General features: G+C 31.8%; 19 protein-coding genes. 8 read left to right on the top strand and 11 right to left on the bottom strand.

Annotated features, from left to right (window positions below; translation table 11 throughout):
• Positions 1 to 58: 58 nt before the first annotated feature.
• The gene (locus ACY2LT_RS03615) at positions 59 to 1,315 is read left to right on the top strand and encodes an asparagine synthetase B (RefSeq protein ID WP_491816460.1); all 1,257 of its coding nucleotides are present in this window, start codon (positions 59 to 61) and stop codon (positions 1,313 to 1,315) included.
• Positions 1,316 to 1,373: 58 nt separating this feature from the next.
• Complete coding sequence (gene mtgA, locus ACY2LT_RS03610; RefSeq protein WP_491816459.1) at positions 1,374 to 2,063, top strand: monofunctional biosynthetic peptidoglycan transglycosylase; 690 nt, start codon at positions 1,374 to 1,376, stop codon at positions 2,061 to 2,063.
• Here mtgA and ACY2LT_RS03605 read toward each other — a convergent pair.
• Positions 2,060 to 2,446: a MerR family transcriptional regulator gene (locus tag ACY2LT_RS03605; protein WP_491816457.1), complete on the bottom strand. Its 387-nt coding sequence runs from the start codon at positions 2,444 to 2,446 to the stop codon at positions 2,060 to 2,062. The two genes, mtgA and ACY2LT_RS03605, sit on opposite strands and share 4 nt — an antisense overlap.
• Positions 2,447 to 2,569: 123 nt before the next feature.
• On the opposite strand from ACY2LT_RS03605, the gene ACY2LT_RS03600 reads away from it, so the two are divergent.
• Entirely contained in the window at positions 2,570 to 2,875 is a 306-nt protein-coding gene (locus ACY2LT_RS03600; RefSeq protein ID WP_491816456.1) for a DNA-directed RNA polymerase subunit omega, read from the top strand.
• 28 nt (positions 2,876 to 2,903) lie between these two features.
• Here the strand turns inward: ACY2LT_RS03600 and ACY2LT_RS03595 are convergent, their stop codons facing one another.
• The 6 genes from ACY2LT_RS03595 to ACY2LT_RS03570 all read right to left on the bottom strand — a co-directional run bounded on the left by ACY2LT_RS03595 (position 2,904) and on the right by ACY2LT_RS03570 (position 7,024).
• Positions 2,904 to 3,527 carry an N-glycosylase/DNA lyase gene (locus ACY2LT_RS03595; protein WP_491816454.1) on the bottom strand — a complete coding sequence of 208 codons (624 nt, stop codon included), beginning with the start codon at positions 3,525 to 3,527 and terminating at the stop codon, positions 2,904 to 2,906.
• Positions 3,527 to 4,357 (bottom strand): PstS family phosphate ABC transporter substrate-binding protein, encoded by an 831-nt coding sequence (locus ACY2LT_RS03590; protein WP_491816453.1) that lies wholly within the window; start codon positions 4,355 to 4,357, stop codon positions 3,527 to 3,529. The genes ACY2LT_RS03595 and ACY2LT_RS03590 overlap by 1 nt, the downstream gene beginning before the upstream one ends.
• Positions 4,350 to 5,462, bottom strand: a complete 1,113-nt coding sequence (locus ACY2LT_RS03585) for a PAS domain-containing sensor histidine kinase (RefSeq protein ID WP_491816451.1) — start codon at positions 5,460 to 5,462, stop codon at positions 4,350 to 4,352. Before ACY2LT_RS03585 ends, ACY2LT_RS03590 begins: the two co-directional genes overlap by 8 nt.
• Positions 5,463 to 5,558: 96 nt before the next feature.
• A complete protein-coding gene (locus ACY2LT_RS03580) occupies positions 5,559 to 6,032 on the bottom strand; it encodes a hypothetical protein (protein ID WP_491816450.1) in 474 nt (157 codons plus the stop codon).
• A 12-nt stretch (positions 6,033 to 6,044) separates the two neighbouring features.
• On the bottom strand, positions 6,045 to 6,476 hold the full coding sequence (locus tag ACY2LT_RS03575) for a YtxH domain-containing protein (protein ID WP_491816449.1): 432 nt from the start codon (positions 6,474 to 6,476) through the stop codon (positions 6,045 to 6,047).
• 23 nt (positions 6,477 to 6,499) lie between these two features.
• Positions 6,500 to 7,024 (bottom strand): KdsC family phosphatase, encoded by a 525-nt coding sequence (locus ACY2LT_RS03570; RefSeq protein ID WP_491816448.1) that lies wholly within the window; start codon positions 7,022 to 7,024, stop codon positions 6,500 to 6,502.
• A gap of 69 nt (positions 7,025 to 7,093) precedes the next feature.
• Between ACY2LT_RS03570 and prmA the strand changes: the two genes are divergently transcribed.
• Together prmA and ACY2LT_RS03560 are read left to right on the top strand one after the other, a co-directional pair.
• Entirely contained in the window at positions 7,094 to 7,939 is an 846-nt protein-coding gene (gene prmA, locus ACY2LT_RS03565) for a 50S ribosomal protein L11 methyltransferase (protein ID WP_491816446.1), read from the top strand.
• 1 nt (position 7,940) lies between these two features.
• Positions 7,941 to 8,864 carry a Ppx/GppA phosphatase family protein gene (locus ACY2LT_RS03560; protein WP_491816445.1) on the top strand — a complete coding sequence of 308 codons (924 nt, stop codon included), beginning with the start codon at positions 7,941 to 7,943 and terminating at the stop codon, positions 8,862 to 8,864.
• Here the strand turns inward: ACY2LT_RS03560 and lgt are convergent.
• Entirely contained in the window at positions 8,848 to 9,642 is a 795-nt protein-coding gene (gene lgt / locus ACY2LT_RS03555; RefSeq protein WP_491816443.1) for a prolipoprotein diacylglyceryl transferase, read from the bottom strand. The two genes, ACY2LT_RS03560 and lgt, sit on opposite strands and share 17 nt — an antisense overlap.
• A 158-nt stretch (positions 9,643 to 9,800) precedes the next feature.
• Between lgt and ACY2LT_RS03550 the strand changes: the two genes are divergently transcribed.
• On the top strand, positions 9,801 to 10,802 hold the full coding sequence (locus ACY2LT_RS03550) for a dihydroorotate dehydrogenase-like protein (RefSeq protein ID WP_491816441.1): 1,002 nt from the start codon (positions 9,801 to 9,803) through the stop codon (positions 10,800 to 10,802).
• 81 nt (positions 10,803 to 10,883) lie between these two features.
• On the opposite strand, the gene dnaJ is transcribed toward ACY2LT_RS03550, so the two are convergent.
• Positions 10,884 to 12,044 (bottom strand): molecular chaperone DnaJ, encoded by a 1,161-nt coding sequence (dnaJ, locus tag ACY2LT_RS03545; protein ID WP_491816439.1) that lies wholly within the window; start codon positions 12,042 to 12,044, stop codon positions 10,884 to 10,886.
• 173 nt (positions 12,045 to 12,217) lie between these two features.
• On the opposite strand from dnaJ, the gene ACY2LT_RS03540 reads away from it, so the two are divergent.
• Positions 12,218 to 13,813, top strand: a complete 1,596-nt coding sequence (locus tag ACY2LT_RS03540; protein ID WP_491816438.1) for an ATP-binding protein — start codon at positions 12,218 to 12,220, stop codon at positions 13,811 to 13,813.
• A gap of 8 nt (positions 13,814 to 13,821) precedes the next feature.
• Positions 13,822 to 14,670 (top strand): DUF58 domain-containing protein, encoded by an 849-nt coding sequence (locus ACY2LT_RS03535; protein WP_491816437.1) that lies wholly within the window; start codon positions 13,822 to 13,824, stop codon positions 14,668 to 14,670.
• Here ACY2LT_RS03535 and ACY2LT_RS03530 read toward each other — a convergent pair.
• Both ACY2LT_RS03530 and ACY2LT_RS03525 read right to left on the bottom strand, forming a co-directional pair.
• Complete coding sequence (locus ACY2LT_RS03530; protein ID WP_491816436.1) at positions 14,656 to 15,342, bottom strand: RsmE family RNA methyltransferase; 687 nt, start codon at positions 15,340 to 15,342, stop codon at positions 14,656 to 14,658. The two genes, ACY2LT_RS03535 and ACY2LT_RS03530, sit on opposite strands and share 15 nt — an antisense overlap.
• A complete protein-coding gene (locus tag ACY2LT_RS03525) occupies positions 15,342 to 19,799 on the bottom strand; it encodes a translocation/assembly module TamB domain-containing protein (RefSeq protein ID WP_491816435.1) in 4,458 nt (1,485 codons plus the stop codon). The genes ACY2LT_RS03530 and ACY2LT_RS03525 overlap by 1 nt, the downstream gene beginning before the upstream one ends.
• Between the last annotated feature and the right edge of the window lie 108 nt (positions 19,800 to 19,907).

Raw genomic sequence — 19,907 nt, 5'->3', positions numbered from 1 at the left:
CAAATATATTAATTTATTAGTAAAAACTGAAAATGTAATAATTTCAAGGAATAATAAAATGAAAAAAATATCTGTAATCATAATTCTATTCTTGTCGGCAATTTCACTTAAGTCCCAAGTGATGCTGATTCCTATGGATTTAGCACAAACTAATCATCTAAAAGCTTATGGTCTTGTCTATTGGGCGCTCAATCAGGGAATTCAATCTGAATGGCTGTTAAACTATCGTGGCGGTTCATTTTTGATGGATTATCACGATAGGGTTGCAACAGAATGCCGTATTCGAGGTGTTTCGTTCGAGGCTATTAGCCAATCAAAAGCCGATGAAATATTAAGCTATGTTCGTTCCGAAGGAGTAAATATGGATGCTGTTCGCCTTGAAAAAGCTCCAAAAATTGCTGTGTACGTTCAGCCCGGCAATGCTCCTTGGGACGATGCAGTTAGGCTTGCATTAGAATATGCCGAGGTTAAATACGATGTGGTTTGGGACGAAGAAGTATTGGCAGGTAAATTAAAAGAATACGATTGGCTTCATCTTCACCACGAAGATTTTACTGGACAGTATGGTAAGTTTTATGCGGCTTTTGCTACTGCTCCCTGGTACATCCAACAAGTTTCCATTAACGAAAGTATGGCGAAAAAACTTGGTTTCAGAAAAGTATCAGAGATGAAGAAAGAGGTTGCTCTTGCTATAAAAAAGTATGTTCAAGAAGGCGGTTTTCTTTTTGCTATGTGTTCCGCAACTGATACCTACGATATTGCTTTATCTGCTCTTAATGTAGATATTTGTGAAGTAATGTTTGATGGCGATCCTTGCGACCATAGAGCCAATGAAAAATTAGATTATAGTCAGACTTTCGCATTCGAAAACTTTAAATTAATTCTAGATCCTTACATTTATGAACATTCCGATATTGATACTGGTCCGACTATGATACAAAACCCAGAAGCTGACTACTTTACTCTTTTCGAATTTTCTGCAAAATACGATCCAGTTCCAACGATGCTTACACAAAATCACGTAAATGTGATAAAAGGATTTTTAGGACAAACAACTGCATTTAGAGAAAGTTTGATAAAAGACAAAGTAGTCATACTTGGCAAAAGAGATGGTACCGAAGAAGTCAAATATATTTATGGAAATATTGGCAAAGGCTTCTTTACCTGGTATGGTGGACACGACCCCGAAGATTACCAGCACGCAGTAGGTGATCCCCCAACAGATTTAAATTTACATAGAAATTCTCCCGGATATCGATTAATTCTGAATAACATTCTTTTCCCGGCAGCTCGTAAAAAAGAACAAAAAACATAAGTGTGTTTCTCTGTCCAATTTATTATTTTTGTAACTTGGATGGAGATAATGGGAAAAAATGTTGTTCAAAAAAATCATTAAATATTTATTTTACAGCATAGCACTGTTTTTTGCTTCTTCAATTGTTTCAGTTGTATTGACAAAATGGATTAATCCATTTATTACTCCAGCTATGATAATACGAACTATTGAAGGCGTTTTTGAAGGAAAATTCGTTGGTATTAATCAAGATTGGGTAGCCTTCGAAGATATTTCTCCAAATTTTTTCAGAGCCGTAGTTGCTGCCGAAGATGCTAAATTTATGAGGCATGATGGTTTTGACCGCAAAGCTATTGAAGCTGCAAAACGATATAATGAAATTCACAAAGGTAAAAAGAAACGCGGTGCAAGCACAATTTCTATGCAAACTGCCAAAAACACTTTTTTATACCACTGGCGAAACTACATTAGAAAAGGCTTGGAAGCGTATTTTACTATTCTGATTGAGAATATTTGGGGCAAAAAGCGTATAATCGAAGTATATGCTAATGTTATTGAGTTCGGTGATGGTTTGTATGGAGTTGAAGCTGCATCTCAACATTTCTGGGGCAAAAGTGCACGAAATCTAACAAAACGTGAAGCTGCACTTTTGGCTGCTGTTCTGCCAAATCCACATCGCTGGTCGCCTGCCCGTCCGACTCCGTATATAAATAGAAGAGTAGCTTGGATAATGGGACGTATGAATTCTGTTGCAATACCCAAAGCTTAGCTGCTTTTTAGATAATTGAGCATATCGCGCAAAGCAGAAAGCAATTCTTGTTTCAATTCTTTATTAATTTTATTAGATTTTTTATTTGTGGAATTTGGTTCCGAGCCCTCGTAAATGGACTTGGAAACAACTTTCTCGATTTCATTTGATTTTATTAGATTTTTCAGCTTACTGTTTGCTTCTTTAACGCTTAACTTTTCTTCACGAATGAAGGATTTTATTAATTTTAGCGTTTGCAAATCCTTTTCTGAATATATTCTATTTCCTGCACGATTTTTACGTGGCTTCAAAAAATCAAACTCTTTTTCCCAATACCTTAAAATATATTGTTCTTCGTCTAATATTTTAGAAATTTCACTAATTGAATAATATAGTTTTTTCATTTTGATTAGCCACTTTTAGTTTAAAAAGCAAATTTATTAATTCGTTCCAATAAAAAAAGTTTTTTGTTAATTATTTTTGTATTATTTTTGTAATCTTTAATTCCATAAATTTATGGAGGGAAAATGGAAAAATACATTATCAATCCTGTCGTTGTCCGTATGAAAGAATCCGAAAAAGGTTCAATTTATCAATCAATTGTTGCAATGGGAATGCGAGCCAGACAAATAAATGACGATATCAAGAATGAACTTAACAATAAAATGGCAGACATTATTCCAAACACTGACGAATCTGAAGGTGCAAATTTAGACCAAATTTCTATTAGCCGTGATTTTGATAAACTTCCGAAGCCTACATTCCTTGCTATGAAAGAAATTTATGAAGGTAAATTAACTTTTGAAATACCAAAAGAGACCGACAATCAATAAATATTAGGGTGTTCTTCTGGAACACCCTTTATTTTAATATCATCCCTGTTTCGTAACTCCAAAAAAGTAAATCTAATTCATCAAGTGCAATGTTAACTTTTTCAGCATAATCTTTGAATTTCTCTTCTATTTCTAAATATTTTGCTTTATTGATCGACTTTGGAATGTTTTCAATTACCCCGCATTTTATTAAATTTTTAAGTAAATGTCTATCTATTATCGCTAAATTTCTATAACCAATGTTTCTTAAAAAATGTGAAGCTTCTTTATAGCCAATTCCTTTGATTAATTCTGCAACTTTTTCCCGCTTTGCCGTTGGATCAATCAAACTGAGTAAAATATCCAGTAATTCGGGATACTTCATTTTTGCTTCAATTAATCTTTGGGCTTTTTGATTATGAAATCTAATATAATGCTCTCTATTACTTAATAATTCAACAGGGTTAAAATCTTGATTGAGAAAATCCATCTCAATAAGTTTTTTTTCAACTTTTTCTGCATTTCTGGCAGATGATTGCGGCGTGCAGATGCAATAGCATAATTCGTAAAAATAATTTTCAACAGGGATAGATGCAAATTCACTCAAACGCTGTTGGATTAATTTAAAATTCTTGAGATAATGTTCTTTTAATTCAATTGGCAATTGCTTCATTAATAAGTAATGCTCCAGATTGGCACATATCCGGATTGTTTTATCAGCGATTGGGCATAATGGCTCAGTGTCCAGTCAATAAAACTTTTTACTGCTCCTTCAGGCTGTTTCAATGTAATAAAATATAAATATCTGCTTAATGGATATAAATCTTTTCTTACATTTTCTTCTGTGGGTTCTATACCATTGACTTTTGCGTGTTCAACTCCATCATTAAATCCAATACCACCAAAACCAATAGCATATTTGTCCTTAGCAATTTTCCCAACTAATTTGTTTGTGTTAGATTCCGACGAGGCTGCCGAGCAGAAAGATTCCCCGTTTAATACGATTTGTTGAAAATAATAATATGTCCCTGAATTAGGATTTCTAATGTGTAGATTAATCACATGGTCAAATCCACCTAATTCTTTCCAGTTATTTATTTTGCAAGTGAAAATTCTTCTTAGTTCATCTATTGTAAAATCTTTCACACGATTTTCAGGATTAATATAAATACTGATTGCATCCTTTGCTATGAGGTATGATATTCCAATAGAGTGATTTTCCATTGCGAACATCGCGACTTCATTAGGTGTGAGCAATCGAGAGACCATCGCAATATCAATCTCTTTGCTGGTAAGCGAAGCAATTCCATTTTTCGAGCCTCCTCCATCAACATAAATTGCAACATTTGGATTCAGTTTCATATACTCGCGTGCAAGAATTTCAATAAGTCCCAACATTGTGTCGGAACCCTTGATTCTAATTACGGAAGTTTTTGGCTGAAAAAAATTACAAGAAGTTAATAGTAAAATTGTAAATAATATTATGAAGAATTTTTTAAACATTGTAGTTTCTTTTTATTTCAATAGGGTACCGTGCTGTAAAAACTGTTCCTAATTCTTCATCACTTCTAAATGATACCTCACCATTTAAATATCTTTCACTTAGTAATTTCATACTGTATGTGCCAAGACCTCGACCGGCTCCTTTCGTTGAAAACGATCGCTTGAAAATTTGCAATTGAATTTCACGAGGGATATAAACTGGATTATGCACCCAAAATTCAACTTTATTCTCAAGAGCAGTGCATCCGATCGTAATGGTGCCGTTAGCAGGTGTTGCTTCTACTGCATTTTTCAGCATATTCAAAAGTACCCTGCGCAGCAATGTTTTATCTGAAATGATTTTTATTTCTACTGTCTTAGAATCAATATCAATTTTCCGATTTTTTACTTGATAGTTCTTTGTATATGTTGATGCTATTTCTTCAACTAATTTTCTTGTATTAATCTCATCAATAGATATTTGAAGTTCATTTTTTTCTGCTGATAATAGTAGTTTTTGCGAGTTAATTTCTTCTATTAATCTTTCAGATAAATTTACTATTATTTCTTTAAATTCTTCAAAATCATCTACGTTATCATCTAACAGTTGGGCAATACCATATAAACCTCCAGCAGTATTCAAAATATCGTGAAAGAAAATTCTTTCAAGAGCCTGTCGCCGCTTTTCATCACTAATATCTGATAAAGCTAAGATTGAGTAAACTTTACCATTATTGTTGTAAGAAGTTGCCCATACTCTAAAATCCAGTGCGTCGCCGGTTTCATACTGCTCAATTCGGCATTCATAAACAGCATTTCTTCCGTGCAAACTTTCAACAATTGCTTTAAAAGCACCACAGGTTTGACAAGTTTCTGTTGTTCCACATCCATATATTGATTCAGCGGCGTGCCTGCAATTAAGCAAATGCCCAAGTCTGTTCCCAATTACTTGCAAAGTTTGCTTATCTTTGAAAAACTCATACATTGCTTTATTTGCGAAAACAACTCTTCTTTCGCTATCAATTATCAAATAAATTTCGGGAACGGCATTAATAAATTCAGAAAACTCCTGAATTTTGCTTTTTAATAATTCTTCTGAAAAATCAGGGCTGAAATATTCTTCCATAAAATTCTAAAAAAAATGTAATAAATAATGTCATCTTTTATTAAACAAGGATGTCAGTAAATAACTGACATCCCATAATTTCAACAAAACCTAAAATTATTTTCCAAATAACTTACCGGTAAAAGTGCTAATTGCTTTTTTTGTTGCATTAAAAAAAGTAATAGAATTATTAACAGGGCTTGCTATCATCGAATAAAGTGCTTTTGATAGATTTTCTAAAGGTTCGAGTTTCTTAAATAGAATTTCTACTTTTTCACCAACGTTTTGTGCAGAATAGTCTATCGTTTTCGCTAAACTATCCACACTTTGAAGCGAAGAAGAAATATCTTTTTTCAATTCTACCACTTCATCTAACAAAACTATTAGCTTACTTTTAACAACAGATAATTCATCTAATGATTGAATTAATCTTGTTTTTAACTCGTTTGAGTCAGATGTGATTTTATCAAGGTTTTTTTGTGCATTTTCAGCCAACATTTTATAAGATTTTACTGCATCGATAATACTCAATGCAGCAAAAATTATTGCTATGCCAGCTAAAATGGCAACAATGATTAATGCTGTTAGCATTACCTCACCTATTTATTCATTACCACGAGATGCTTTTAGCTCAGCTTTGAAAGCTTCTGCTCCAGCCTTTGCAGCATCTTTAATAGCATCATAGTTATGAGCAACCGTCTCTTTTGCTTCAACAGCTTTTGCTTTCGCTTGTTGAAGAATATTTTCAGCTCCGCTCATTATTTCTTGTGCTTGTTGTTTGGCACTTTCAATAATGCTCTCAGCTTTGACCTTTCCTTCATTTACTGTTTTGGTGAAGCTTTCTTCTGCTTTCTTTTCGATTTGTTTTAAATAGTCTGCAGCCTTACTGTAAAGTTCAGCAGAAGTGTCAGCGATGTCGCGTCTTAGTTCTGTTCCACTTTTAGGAGCTAATAGTAGTGCTGTAATTGCACCAGCAACTCCTCCAATTATTGCGCCTACAACGAAGCCTTTCGAATATTCACTTTTTAAATCCATATTGACCTCCTTTGAAATGAAAATCACCAGTTCTCTTCTAAAATTAATGATTTATTTTGTGAAAGCAAAATTAAATCGCAAATTTCTCTAACTGCTCCGTCACCCGCATTATTTTTGCATACATAATACACAGTTTCCTTAATAATATCATTTGCATTTTGCGGACAAGCGGAAAAACCCACCTCTTTCAACGCAAAATAATCATTTACATCGTCTCCAATATAAGCTATTTCTTCTAAACTTATTTCTAATTGTTCTGCTAAATCTCTAATTGCTTGCAATTTATTCCTGCTACCTAATATCACGTGTTCAATTTTTAGTTTTTTCGCTCGATTTGTAACTATCTGTGAAATTTCGCTTGTTACTATCGCGCTTGTTATGCCGGCTTTGTTCAAGAGAGTTATTCCCATCCCATCTTTTGCACAAAAACGTTTCATAATCTCGCCGTTTTCGGAATAAAATAAACTCCCATCGGTTAATGTTCCGTCCACATCCATTGCTAATAATTTTACTTTTTTTAGTTTTTCATTTAATTCTGTTATTTTCATATATTTGCGTATTAGTGGTACAATCAATTCATTTTATAGTAGTATCAACATTATTTTTATTGGATTATTATGCTGAAAAAATTTATTAATGTTAAATTTAGTCTGTTGGAAGAATTTTTCCCATATTTCTATGTCGTGATAGAAAGTTACAACATTGAAGGAATAGAAGAATTATTCGATGAAATTATTGTATGTTTCCAAATCGATAATTGGAATGATAAGATTAAATTTGAGCTACTTAGTGCACTCAGGGAATATATTCCAGAAGTTAAAATTATTAGCGAAGAAATAATCGAAGACAGAAACTGGAACGAAGAAATTGAGCAAAATACTCCTATTATAAAAATAAATGACAAGATTGGGATTGCTCCTCAATGGAAAATTGAGCAACTTGATACAGAAATAAAAATTATCATTAATCCTAAAATGTCTTTTGGAACTGGGCAACACTCAACAACAAAGCTTGTTTGTCTGTTGTTGGAAAAAAATGTAAAAGTAGGTGATTTTTGGATAGACGCAGGCACAGGAACCGGTGTTTTAGCTATTTTAGCTAAAAAATTAGGTGCTTCAAAAGTTTATGCTTTCGATTATGATGAGTGGTCAGTTCTAAATGCTCGTGAAAATTTTATGCTTAATGATATCGATGGAGAATATATTATTGAACAGCAGGATATATTTGAAATTAATCTACCAAGCTGCGATGGAATTGTTGCCAATATGTTTCTTAATATTCTTGAAAAAACCATTGATAAATTTCATTCTGCGCTCAAAGAACGTAGAGGACATTTAATTCTTTCCGGAATTTTGAAATATGACAAAGATTATCTCATCGGGAAGTATTGCCAAAATTATTTTGAACATATTGAAACATTAGAAGAAGATGAATGGGTTGCAATCCATTTAAGGGCAAAATAATATGAACACGTACGCTGGAATTGATATAGGCACAAACACTATTTTAATGACAATTGCAAAAGGAGATAATTGTCAAAAATTTGACATTCTTGACGACCTGCATTCAATAGCAAGACTTGGAGAAGATGTCGATAAAACTGGATTTATTTCCGAGAATGCTATTAGACGGGCAGAAATAATTCTTAAAGATTATGCTCAAATAATGGCTAAGCATAAGGTTGATTCTGCTCTTGCAGTATGTACCTCGTCAATGCGGCTTGCAAAAAACAACCTTGAAGTTTTACAGCTTTTCAAGAAAATTTTAGGTTGTGAAGTAATTATTGTTTCTGGTGAAGTTGAAGCTGAACTTAGCTTTTGTGGGACAATCGAAACACCTGACGAAGCTTTGGTTATCGATATAGGTGGTGGGAGCACTGAAATAATTCTTGGAGAAAACTACCAAATCAATTATCGAATTTCTACTGAAATAGGTGCTGTCCGTTTAACCGAACGCTTTTTAAAACATAATCCTGCTAAAAAATCAGAAATAGAAATTATGCAAACCCATATTTTAGAAAGCATCAAAGACTTGCGTATCGGAGAGTTTCAGGGAAATGTTTATGCTGTTGCTGGTACAGCAACAGCACTCGCATCAATTGATATGAACTTGAAATATTTCGATATTGAAAAAATTCACAAGTATGAATTGTTAAGATGTAAAATTAAATCAATCAGCGATAATTTATTCAAAATGTCTTCTCGTGAAATTGAATTGAAATACAACATTCCACAAAAAAGGGCGGATGTACTTCCCGCTGGCTCATTGATTTTGTATGAAATACTAAATGCAATTAATTCCGATAGAGTAATTGTTAGTGCTTACGGACTTAGATATGGAATTATTAAGAAATTACTTGACAGCAAAAAAATTAGTTCAATTTTTTAGGTTTTCTCAACATAAAAAAGAATCCTGATAGGATAAATGGGACACTGAGTATTTGCCCCATATTTAGTGCCATTTGTGTTTCAAAATCTACCTGCGGTGCTTTCAAAAACTCTATTAAAAATCTAAAACCAAACACTAATATTAAGAATAGTCCAAAGTTGTAACCTTCCTTCAGATTATTTTTGCTTTTTCGGTAATTTAATAACAGTATCAAGAAAGTTGCAAAATATGCAATTGCCTCGTAAATTTGTGATGGATGGCGTGGAATACTATCTACTCGCTCAAATATAACTGCCCACGGAATATTTGCAGGGGCTCCATATATCTCAGAATTGAAAAAATTCCCCAGACGAATAAAGCCTCCTGCCAATGCAGTTACAATGACGAGTCTATCAACAAGCCACAAAAAATTCATATGCGGTCTTCGCTTGATATAAAAATAGAGTGCTGTTAATATTCCTATTGCTCCTCCGTGACTTGCAAGTCCTCCTTCCCATATATATAAAATTTTTTCTGGGTTCGACAAATAATAACTTGGTTCGTAAAACAAACAATGTCCTAATCTTGCTCCTACAATTGTTCCCAAAACCATAGCAACTGTAAGAGCATCAAGATCTTTTTGAGTTTTACCTTCTTTTATAAAAATTTTTTGCATTATCAAATATCCAACCACAAAGCCAAGAGCAAACAACAATCCATACCAACGCAAAACAACATTGCCAATATGTAATATTTCAGGTGAAGCATTCCAATGAATGAATAATAAAAAGGTTTCCATATTTATCTTTGTTTTTAAAAATTATGATATTTATACAAAATTAGAAAAAAAGCAACTACATTAAAAGAAAAAAACTATTCAGCATTCTTTTTAACACTTGAAATAAACTATTTTCGTTTATAATTACAACTTTTCCTATTATTTCAAGAGGTATTTTTATGGCAAATCTACAAACCACCTATTTAGGTCTTAAACTTCGTAATCCAATTGTTGCTGGAAGCTGTGGATTAACTAACTCTTTAGAAGATTTGAAAAAATTAGATGAAAAAGGTATTGGAGCAATAGTATTAAAATCAATTTTTGAAGAAGAAATTCTTGCAGAAATGGCTCTTAGTCTCGCCCAAGCTCAGCGTCCTCAAACTATGTATCCCGAAATTTATGATTTTTTCTCTGTTGATGAAATGGAAGATACTGTATCCAACTACCTTTTTTTGATTGAGCAAGCTAAGAAACAAGTTTCTGTCCCGATTATTGCAAGTGTCAATTGTATTTCTGCTGATGATTGGACACTGTTTGCGAAAAGAGTTGAAGAATCTGGTGCCGATGCTCTTGAACTAAATGTTTTTGTTCTGCCTTCTGATGTTAATCACAGCAGTGAACAAAATGAAAAAGTGTATTTTGATGTCGTTACTAAAATCAAAGAAAGTACTAAACTGCCTATTTCTCTAAAAATAAGCTACTACTTTACCAATTTAGCAAATATGATAAAAAAACTTTCTGAAACTGGTATTTCAGGAATTACTTTGTTCAACAGATTTTTCAGCCCCAATATCGACATTAACTCGATGAAAATTATTCCTTCAAGTCTTTATAGCACTCCCAATGATATTCATATTTCTTTACGTTGGGTTGGTATTATGTCCAATAGAATTAGTTGTGATATTGCTGCTTCTACAGGTGTTCACGATGGTGAAGGATTAATTAAGCAACTGCTTGCCGGCGCTAAAGTAGTTCATATTGCTTCTACACTCTACAAAAATGGTTTTGATGTAGTGCCAGATATGTTATCAACTCTTGAAAAATGGATGAACGAAAAAGGATACTCAACTCTTGATGATTTTAGAGGTAAACTGAGCCAAAGCGCAATTGCCGATCCTGCTGCATATGAAAGAGCTCAATTTATGAAGTATTTTGCTGGCAAGACCACTTCTAATTTGTAAAATTTATTTTTGCTTTATATAATAAAAGGATGTCTTACCATTTAAGGTAAGACATCCTTTTTTACTTGATATTATTGTTTATTAACTAAAAAATGTATCTTTAACTTTTTCGAAAAAGTCTTTATTTTTCTTATTTTTCCCTTTCACTGTTATGTTTTCAGATTTTGATAGTTCTTTAAGCAATTCTTTTTCCTTTGCATTAAGTTTCGTTGGAATATACACATTAATTAATACAATCATATCGCCACGGCTATCGTAATTTAATCGCTTTATTCCTTTACCTCTAAGTGTTAATGTTGCTCCCGGTTGAGTGCCGGGATTAATTTTTATTTTCTCTTTTCCATCAATTGTAGGTATTTCAATTTCTGCTCCCAAAGCTGCTTCTGGAAAACTAAGAGTGAGCGGATAAAGAATATTATCACCCTGACGTGTGAAAATATCGTGAGGCTTTTCTTCAATTACTACAATTAGATCTCCCGATGGTCCATTGTGTCTTCCAGCATTTCCTTTACCTCGCAACGGAATATAATTACCTTCTTCAACTCCCGCAGGAATTGACACTTGAATAGTTTCTTCGACTGTAACTCTACCATCACCGTTACAAATTTCACATTTTTCCTTTATTACTTGTCCATATCCACCGCAATTCGGACAAGTTGAAATATTAACGAACTGACCAAAAACTGAACGTGAAACTTGTCTTATTTCTCCACTTCCTCCACAAGTTGGACATGTTGCATATCCACTGTTAGATTTTGCTCCACTGCCTTGACAAGTTTCACACCTACCCATTTTTTTAACTTTTAGCGTTTTTTCAACTCCATTGGCGATTTCTTCAAGTGTTAGAGATAATCTCACACGCAAATCCGAACCACGTTCGCCCATATCTCTTTTATGAGACCTTCTCCTGCTTGAAGTTCCAAAAAAATCGTCGAAAATGCTTCCGCCGAAAATATCGCTGAATCTTGAAAATATATCGTTAATATCAGTATATCCGGAGAACCCTGTTCCGCTATTGCTAAGTCCACGATGACCATAAGTATCATATCTTTGTCTTTTGTCTGGGTCGCTAAGGACATCGTATGCTTCAGCTGCTTCTTTGAATTTTTCCTCTGCATCTGGGTTACCGGGATTTCTATCAGGATGATACTTCATAGCCAATTTGCGATATGCTGATTTAATTTCATCAATTGATGCATTTCTTGATATCCCTAATACCTCATAATAGTCTCTTTTTTCCATACCCTCAAAATATTTTATTGTTATACATCCAAATTCTATATAAACGATTGTTTAATAAATATATTTATCAATTTTTACCGTTGTCTATTTCAAACAAAAACAAAAAAATTGTATTTCTCGTATATAAATATTAATTTACTATGTAAGAGTAAAACCTATAATAATATTTATTTATGAGTCGCAAAATATTAATAGTAGAAGATAATGAAATTATTGCACAACAATTAAGCTTTTTCCTTCAAAGACACAATTTCATTACTGCAACTTGCATTACAGGTGAAGAAGCTCTAAAACTTGTAATGGATTTTTGTCCGGATTTAATACTAATGGATATTAGACTGGCAGGTGAAATTGACGGAATAGAAGCAACTTCAAAAATTAAAAAAATCTATAACTGCCCGATTATTTTCTTAACATCTCATACTGAAAATTCTATTGTTGAACGAGCCCTGCTTGTCGAACCTGATGGTTTTATTTCCAAAAATATTTCACATTCAGAACTAAAAGTACAAATTGATTATCAGATTAAAAGGTATCTCAAAATAAGAGAACAACTTGAGAAAGTTAAAACTTTAGAAGATAACATAAAAATCTACGAGCTGATTTTTAATAATGCAAAAGATGCTATTTTCTATCTTAATGAAGATTTTGAGGTAAACTATTTCAATAAAGCTTCAGAAATTCTTTTCTCTTTTAAAGTTGAAAATATTATCGGAAGCAAACTTTTTGACTTGATTGTTGATGAACGCGATAAGTCCACTTTCTTCGAAGAATTAGTTCAAATTAAGAAAATTGATGAAGATAAATTATTTTATAAAAAATTTTTGTTGAACCTTTGCAAAACTGGTGGAGAGGTTTTTCCTGCTGAATTATATTTAGGCAAGGTGATTGATTCAGGAAAGATTTCTTATTGCTGTTTCGTTAGAGACATTTCCGAACAAATAACAGCAGAAGAACAAGTGAAAAAATTAATTGAAGAAATGCAATTCAATAAGGAAATTATTGAACAAAATGCTTCTGAACTTGTGCAACTTAATGCGAAATTACTTGAATCCGAAGAGCAGTTAATAGAATTAAATGCAAGCAAGGACAAGTTTTTCTCAATCATTGCTCACGATTTGAAAGGTCCTTTTCAAAACCTAATTGGCTATTCTCAATTGTTAGTTCGGGAATTTGAAAATTTATCTTCTGATGACATTCGGGAAATGTCTGTTGATTTATATAATTCTGCTAAAAACTTATACAGACTGCTCGAAAATTTACTACAATGGTCTCGATTACAGCGTGGCGTAATAGAATTTAATCCTGTTGAATTTGAAATGTCTTTGCTTGTATCTCAAAACTTTGAATTATTTACCAACGTTGCCAAAGAAAAAAATATTTCTCTGATAAGTGATGTGCCTGATAACTTAGTAGTTTATGCCGACCTTAATATGATTAATACTGTTATACGTAATTTATTGTCTAATGCAATAAAATTTACAAATTTCGGGGGACGGGTTGAACTAAATGCTGTTTCAACTAATGATAATTATGTCAAAATTGAAGTTAAAGACAATGGTGTCGGTATGAGCGAGGATTTTGTCAAAAATATTTTTAGGATAGATGCTGTTAAATCAACTCCCGGTACTAACAACGAACAAGGCACAGGGTTAGGGCTTATTCTTTGCAAAGACTTTGTCGAAAAAAATAATGGACGGATTACTGTTGAAAGCAAATTAAATGAAGGAACAACGTTTACAATCTGGCTACCTGCTTCTAATGCTTAATTAATTTTATGTCTTCAGATATTAACAAATATTTTAACAGGTTCTTATTTCAACCTAAATCTCAGGTATTATCTCAATTATTCGGAGCATATAAAACTGCTTTCAAAGGTTTAGGGCAAATTTATTTGCAGTCAAGACTTTACGAAGAAGGCGACGATGCCAGATATATTGATAGTAGAGTTACTGCCCGAAATATTGAAATTCATACAAAAGTTTTTACGGAAGAACGGCTTCAAGACGTTGTGATTGTTTTTGACGTCAGTCCTTCAGTTTTTGTATCTTTTGATAATAATAGCAAAAATAAATTGCTCGAAAATATTGTATTGTTGTTGTCAAATATTGTTCTTTCCAATGGTGATAAATTAGGATACATAGCTTTTTCCGATAAAGTGGAAAGTTATTCTGTTCCTCAAAATAATCCATCAATTACTTATCAAATAGACAAAGTTGTTAATGAAAAAATTCGGAATACACAAACAAATATTTCTTCAGCTCTTGAATTTCTCTATAAAAGTTTTAAAAAGAATATACTTGTTTTTATTGTTTCTGACTTTTTTGCGGAAAATTACTACGATTTGCTCAAACTTGTCTGCAGAAAGTTTGATACAATAGTTGTGAATTTGGAACAAACCAATATTCTATGCGATAAAGCAATTTTCTTAGTCAAAGATAGCGAAACAGGTCGCATCACTTATATTGATACAAACAAGATCGCTAATAATATTCCACACAAAAAAATTAGTTCATATGCAAAAGAATTAAGTGTTGATTATATTGAAACATCAAGCATTGATGATTTTATCAGAAAACTATTTTTAATAATGAAAAGAAGAGTTTTCCACTTAAAAAATACTTAATAACGATAAACCAGATATTGCAGCAGTTTCAGTTCTTAAACGTCTGTTACCAAGTTTCCATTTCTCTATGTTTAATTTGTTTAAATACTCAATTTCTCTCTGGGAAAATCCACCTTCGGGACCAACAAGAAGCAAAACTGATTTACATAATTGTGGCAAATTCGGTTTTTCCCCATTTTCATCGGATAGAATTATTTTTTCAAATTGAAACATTGATATTTCTTGTAGTGAAAGCGGTTCATAAATTTTTGGTAATCGGGACCTTTTGCATTGTTTCATTGCTGAAACTGCTTTCGCTTGAAGTCGTGATGAATTCAACGACTTTTTTTGTGAATAATCTGTTATTAAAGGGAAAAAATGAGATACACCTAATTCTACCGATTTTTCAAGTATCATTTCAAATCTTTCCCTATCTTGTAATATTCCAACACCTAAGGCAAGTTCTCTCGATAGCTCACCATAATTTTCATCTAAAAAATTAATAATTTGGGCAACATACTCGTCTTTTTTTTCACGAATTACAGAAGCTTTGCAGATTAATCCCGAACCGTTGGTAATTAGAATATGTTCATTATCTTTGATTCGTAATGCTCTAAGATGTCGAGCTTCATCAGCAGTTATCTTAATGATTTGTGAGTTTTTCGATAATTCAGTTAAATAAATACATTCCATTACCAGCTTCCACCTAATTTTATCTTCATTTCAAAATCTTTTTGATCCTGCAATTGATTAGTAATGTTCGAATTTGTTGAACGGCTAATTTGAAAGATAATATCATTAAATGCTTTCGAATTTACAGAAATTGGTACTTCAAAACTTATTTCAAGATTTGAAAAATCATAAATATTTCCACCTATCGTCCAATTCCCAATTCCAAATATTGAGCCACTGAAATTGACTTTGGCTGTTTCGATTCCTTCACCTTCAAATTTTACATCTGCACTCTGTATTACACCCGTTGTAAGCAACAAATCTGTCAGCGACTTTGAAGCAAGTTGCGAAATTCCCATATTAATGCTTTCATCGAATAAATTCCCTACTCCAAATGTGTTATTCGTGCTTTGAACTCCTCTTGGTCTTCCAGTAGCAAGAAGAATAAAAGCATCTTCTTCTATTTTCTTACTGTCTCCGACTGGTGAATTACCGTTTAATGTATAATCAAGCTTTATTTTAGGTTCTTCCTTTGTCCCAGTTATATACACAAATACTGTAAAAAAATTCGTGGTGTTTTTCTCTGAGTATTTGCCATCATATTTTGCTTGCAGATCCAATGTCGGATTTTCAATTGAGCCTGTCGGAAAAGAAATATAACCTTTTGTTTCCATTGTTCTGAAAATTTTCACGGTCGAACCTTCTTTTAGTTCCAGTTCTCCTCCATATATCTTTGGCATAGGTTCATTTCTATTTTTCAGGTATCGAATAGGTATTGAAGGATCTTTTGTCCCTATTTTAGCATATACCTCTCCAATTGCACCCATATCAAATAGCAATGAAAAATTCTTTATTTTTGCTTTTACATCAAAATTTAATGATTCAATAAAATCAGGTTCATCATTTCTGACGTTTGTGGCAACACTTGTTGTATCAGTTACATTTGATAATTTATATATGCGTTTGCTATCTTTAATTTCATATGTGAAATTTGACTTTACTATCTGTTTGCCTTGCGATTGTGGCATTTTGAGTTCTGCATTAATAATGACGACATTGCCTTCTATATTAGGTTCCTGCATCGTGCCAAAAAACCTAATATAATCATCTTCTGTACCAAGAACTAAATTGCCATAAACATCAGGTAATGATTTTTTTGAAGCATCGCTTAATACTAATATTTTATCTGCATTTGCTTTTATATCAATATATTCAATCCCGTTTTCATTTAATCTCACATATCCTGAGATTTCAGCTTTACCATCTCTTAAATCTCTATTTGTATTCCTCAATAAAGCTTTTTCAATATTTATTAGCTTGTTCGAGAAAGATACTTGAGCATTAGCTCTGTACGCGATATTAGTATTGTCTAATATAAAATATCCTTCGGAAATTTCAGCGTTTCCAGAATAATTAATATTATTAGGTAAATATCCAAAGATTTTTGCATTGATTTTTGCAATGCCTTGCAACTGAGAAATATTGGGAACAAATTTTGCAAACGGAGCAAGTGATAATTGATTAGCAAATAAATCAATTTCAAATAATTTTTTTTCGTCAAATATCTTTTTTGTCGTATCTGTCCCTAAATAAATAGGCAATTGACGAACAAATATTTCAATGGGCTTGCTCGATTGATTTACCAGATTCGCACTACCTCGAAAAATTCCATTTGTGCTTATTAAGTCTAACTTGAGATTACCCAGTTTACTTTTATCAATAATTAGATTATCTATGTTACTATTTATTGAAATATTTGGATTTAATAAATTACCCTCACAATTAATTGAAATATTCGCGATACCATCAATTTCAACAGGAATTTTCTGGTCGAACAAGTGATATATTTCATTTAAATTTAAGTCGGATAATGTTAAAGTTAAATTCTCCGCACTGTTATTTAGTATTGTTCCCGATAACATCAATTTCTCAAAGCCCTTTCGCTCAATTTGAAAATTGTCAATATTGATAAAGTTATCAGCAATCGTAAACTGTATATTTCTTCTGTTTGTCCATAATTGCTCTTTATATTTGATTGCTAAACTATCAGCAGTAATAGTAACAAATTTTGTAGAGAAATCGATAGCACCCGACGAAAAAAGCGAATAGCTAATATTGTAGTCTGTTTCAATTTTATAATTAAGCATTTGTTCTGCATAATATACATTAATTTTTGAATTACTAAGTAGATTCTTGTTAATGGAAACTGAACTGTCAGAATGGAATTCTGCTTCGATATAAGATAAAAATGGGTTATGCAGACTATCAACATTAACGTTATACACCAAATTTAGATTAGAATTTGTAATCGAGAAATATAAGTCATTGTCATAAATACTAAAATTATCTATTTTCAGCGTATCAACTGATAAATAAGAATTTCTAGAATTGTTCAAATAATTCAGTTTGCAATAAACAGAACCAGAAAAGACAATCCCAGAGGAAAACAAATTTAAAAAAGATAAGTCCTTAAGATTTAAAAATCCATCAAAATAGCTGTTGCTATCAAGAAATATTTTCGAGTAGTTTATTTCAACTGTGTCTTGTGGTTTATAAAACTTAGTAGAATATGAAATATCATTGCTTAATTTTTGTCCGATAAACTCAAATTGTTTACCAATATTTTTAAAAATACTTAAAGTTGAGAAATATCCATCTAATTTAATTTCAGCAAAATCACTTGTTAAATGAAAAAATCTGTGATCTTCAATAGAATTAATATCCAGATTAATTTTGGTAGGTTTATAAGAAACTTTCTCGTTTTTTATTTTTTTTATATCTATGCTAATATTAGCAATTGCTTCATCAATATCAAAGTTTTTACCTTGTATTTTTATCTCAGATGTAATTAAATCAGGCAATGCATCATTTTTCAACAACTTTTTTATATTTAATGAGTTGATAGAAACAGCAAAATTGTAGTCAGGTTGTTCTAAATTTGAAAGGTTCGCATTACCAGTAATATTAATGCTTTTATTTCGCATTGTATCATTTTCGAATTGAACAAATAACCTGTCAATTTCAAGGTCTTTATTTTTGTAATTAGCAATTAATTCTAATTTGTTGCAATAAATTTCTTCAATAGAAGAATTATTTAAGTTTATTTTTACAGATGTATTTAAATCATTTAATGATGTTCCTTTACCAGTAATTACAATTTGAGAATTAACATTTCCCTGAACCGATTTTTCTGGGATTACATAAGCCAAATCAAAGTTATTTGTAGAGATATTTATATTGTATTGAATTGGTTCATTCAATATTAGTTCTGCTTTTCCTGCTAAGCCTCCATTATCAACTTTTATATCAAAGTTGGAAAAAATTCGTTTTCCGCTACCCTTTACCAACATATTCCTTAAATATAAGTTTTTAAATTCGGGCAACTTCTTGGAAATTTCAGGAAGAATTTTGCTCAGAGAAAATTTATCAATTTTTGAATCAGTAATGTTAATATTAAACGAGGGTTCATCTAATATTCTACGAATCTGACCATTCATATATAATTCAATGTCTTCAGTAAGAATATTGAGTTCATTTATTTGAAGCATTTCAAAAGTTCCGGCGGCACTCAACTGAATATCGTGTTTGCCTGATACTTGCAATGGCAAATCCGTAAATCGATTAATAAAATCGTTGTTATAATTTGAAAGATATAGTTCTAATTGTAAATTAGCTTTTTCAAGATTGCTTTCACTTGATAATAGATTGCAGTTTCTTATTGATAACTGGGAATTTGCATTAAAGTAATTTGTATTGATAATCAGATTATCGGCAACGAGAGAGTTCGTATCAATCGAAATATTTCCTTGCAATTTTTGAATCGCAATTCCAGATGTAACATCAAAAGCGTTTAGATGATGAATTTTACTTTTAAAGGAATTTTTTAATAAATTCCCTTCAAAATTACATCTTAAATCGAGACCATCTAAAACTAAATAATCGGGATTAAATTTCATTGAGTATGGACTTGTTTTAAGAGAATCGATGTAGCAAAATTTCCCATTTTTTATTTGGATGTTCTTTGCGATTATTTGCAACTTTGATTGAGTTTTATTAGTGTCTTTTGATGCTTCTGCTATACGATCATAGTTCCAGGTCGAGTCACTTTTTCTTCTTAAAAGTTTTATGTTGGGTTCATTCAAAATAATTTTACTTGCGTATATCTTATTTTTAAGGAGAGATTTTAAAGAAAAATCAATTAATATGCTACTCACATCTGCAAGTGTATCAGTCTGTGTAATAAGTCTAACTTCATCAAGCTTTATTCCGCCAAATCCGATTAAATGTATGTCCTTAATCTCAATTGTAGCGAGCAATTGTGTATTAATAATACCCGTGATTTGAGAAATAATATATTGTCGGAAATTAGAATTGTATGATAAAAACACAATAAATAATGACAATAAGACAAGTATTGATAAAACAATGTATGTTAATAAAATAAGAAATCTTTTTATTTTACTTTGACTTTTATTCATCAAACAAAACTTTGAATAATAGTATTTTATTTTTAATTTTCACAACTTTTAAATTAATTAAAAAAAATATCTTTCTAAAATTATTGTTCTGTTATGCAACAAAAATGA

The organism is Eximiradius proteiniborus (assembly GCF_058546985.1).
Note: the sequence above shows the minus strand (reverse complement) of the source record. Positions and strands in the feature narration are given on the sequence as shown.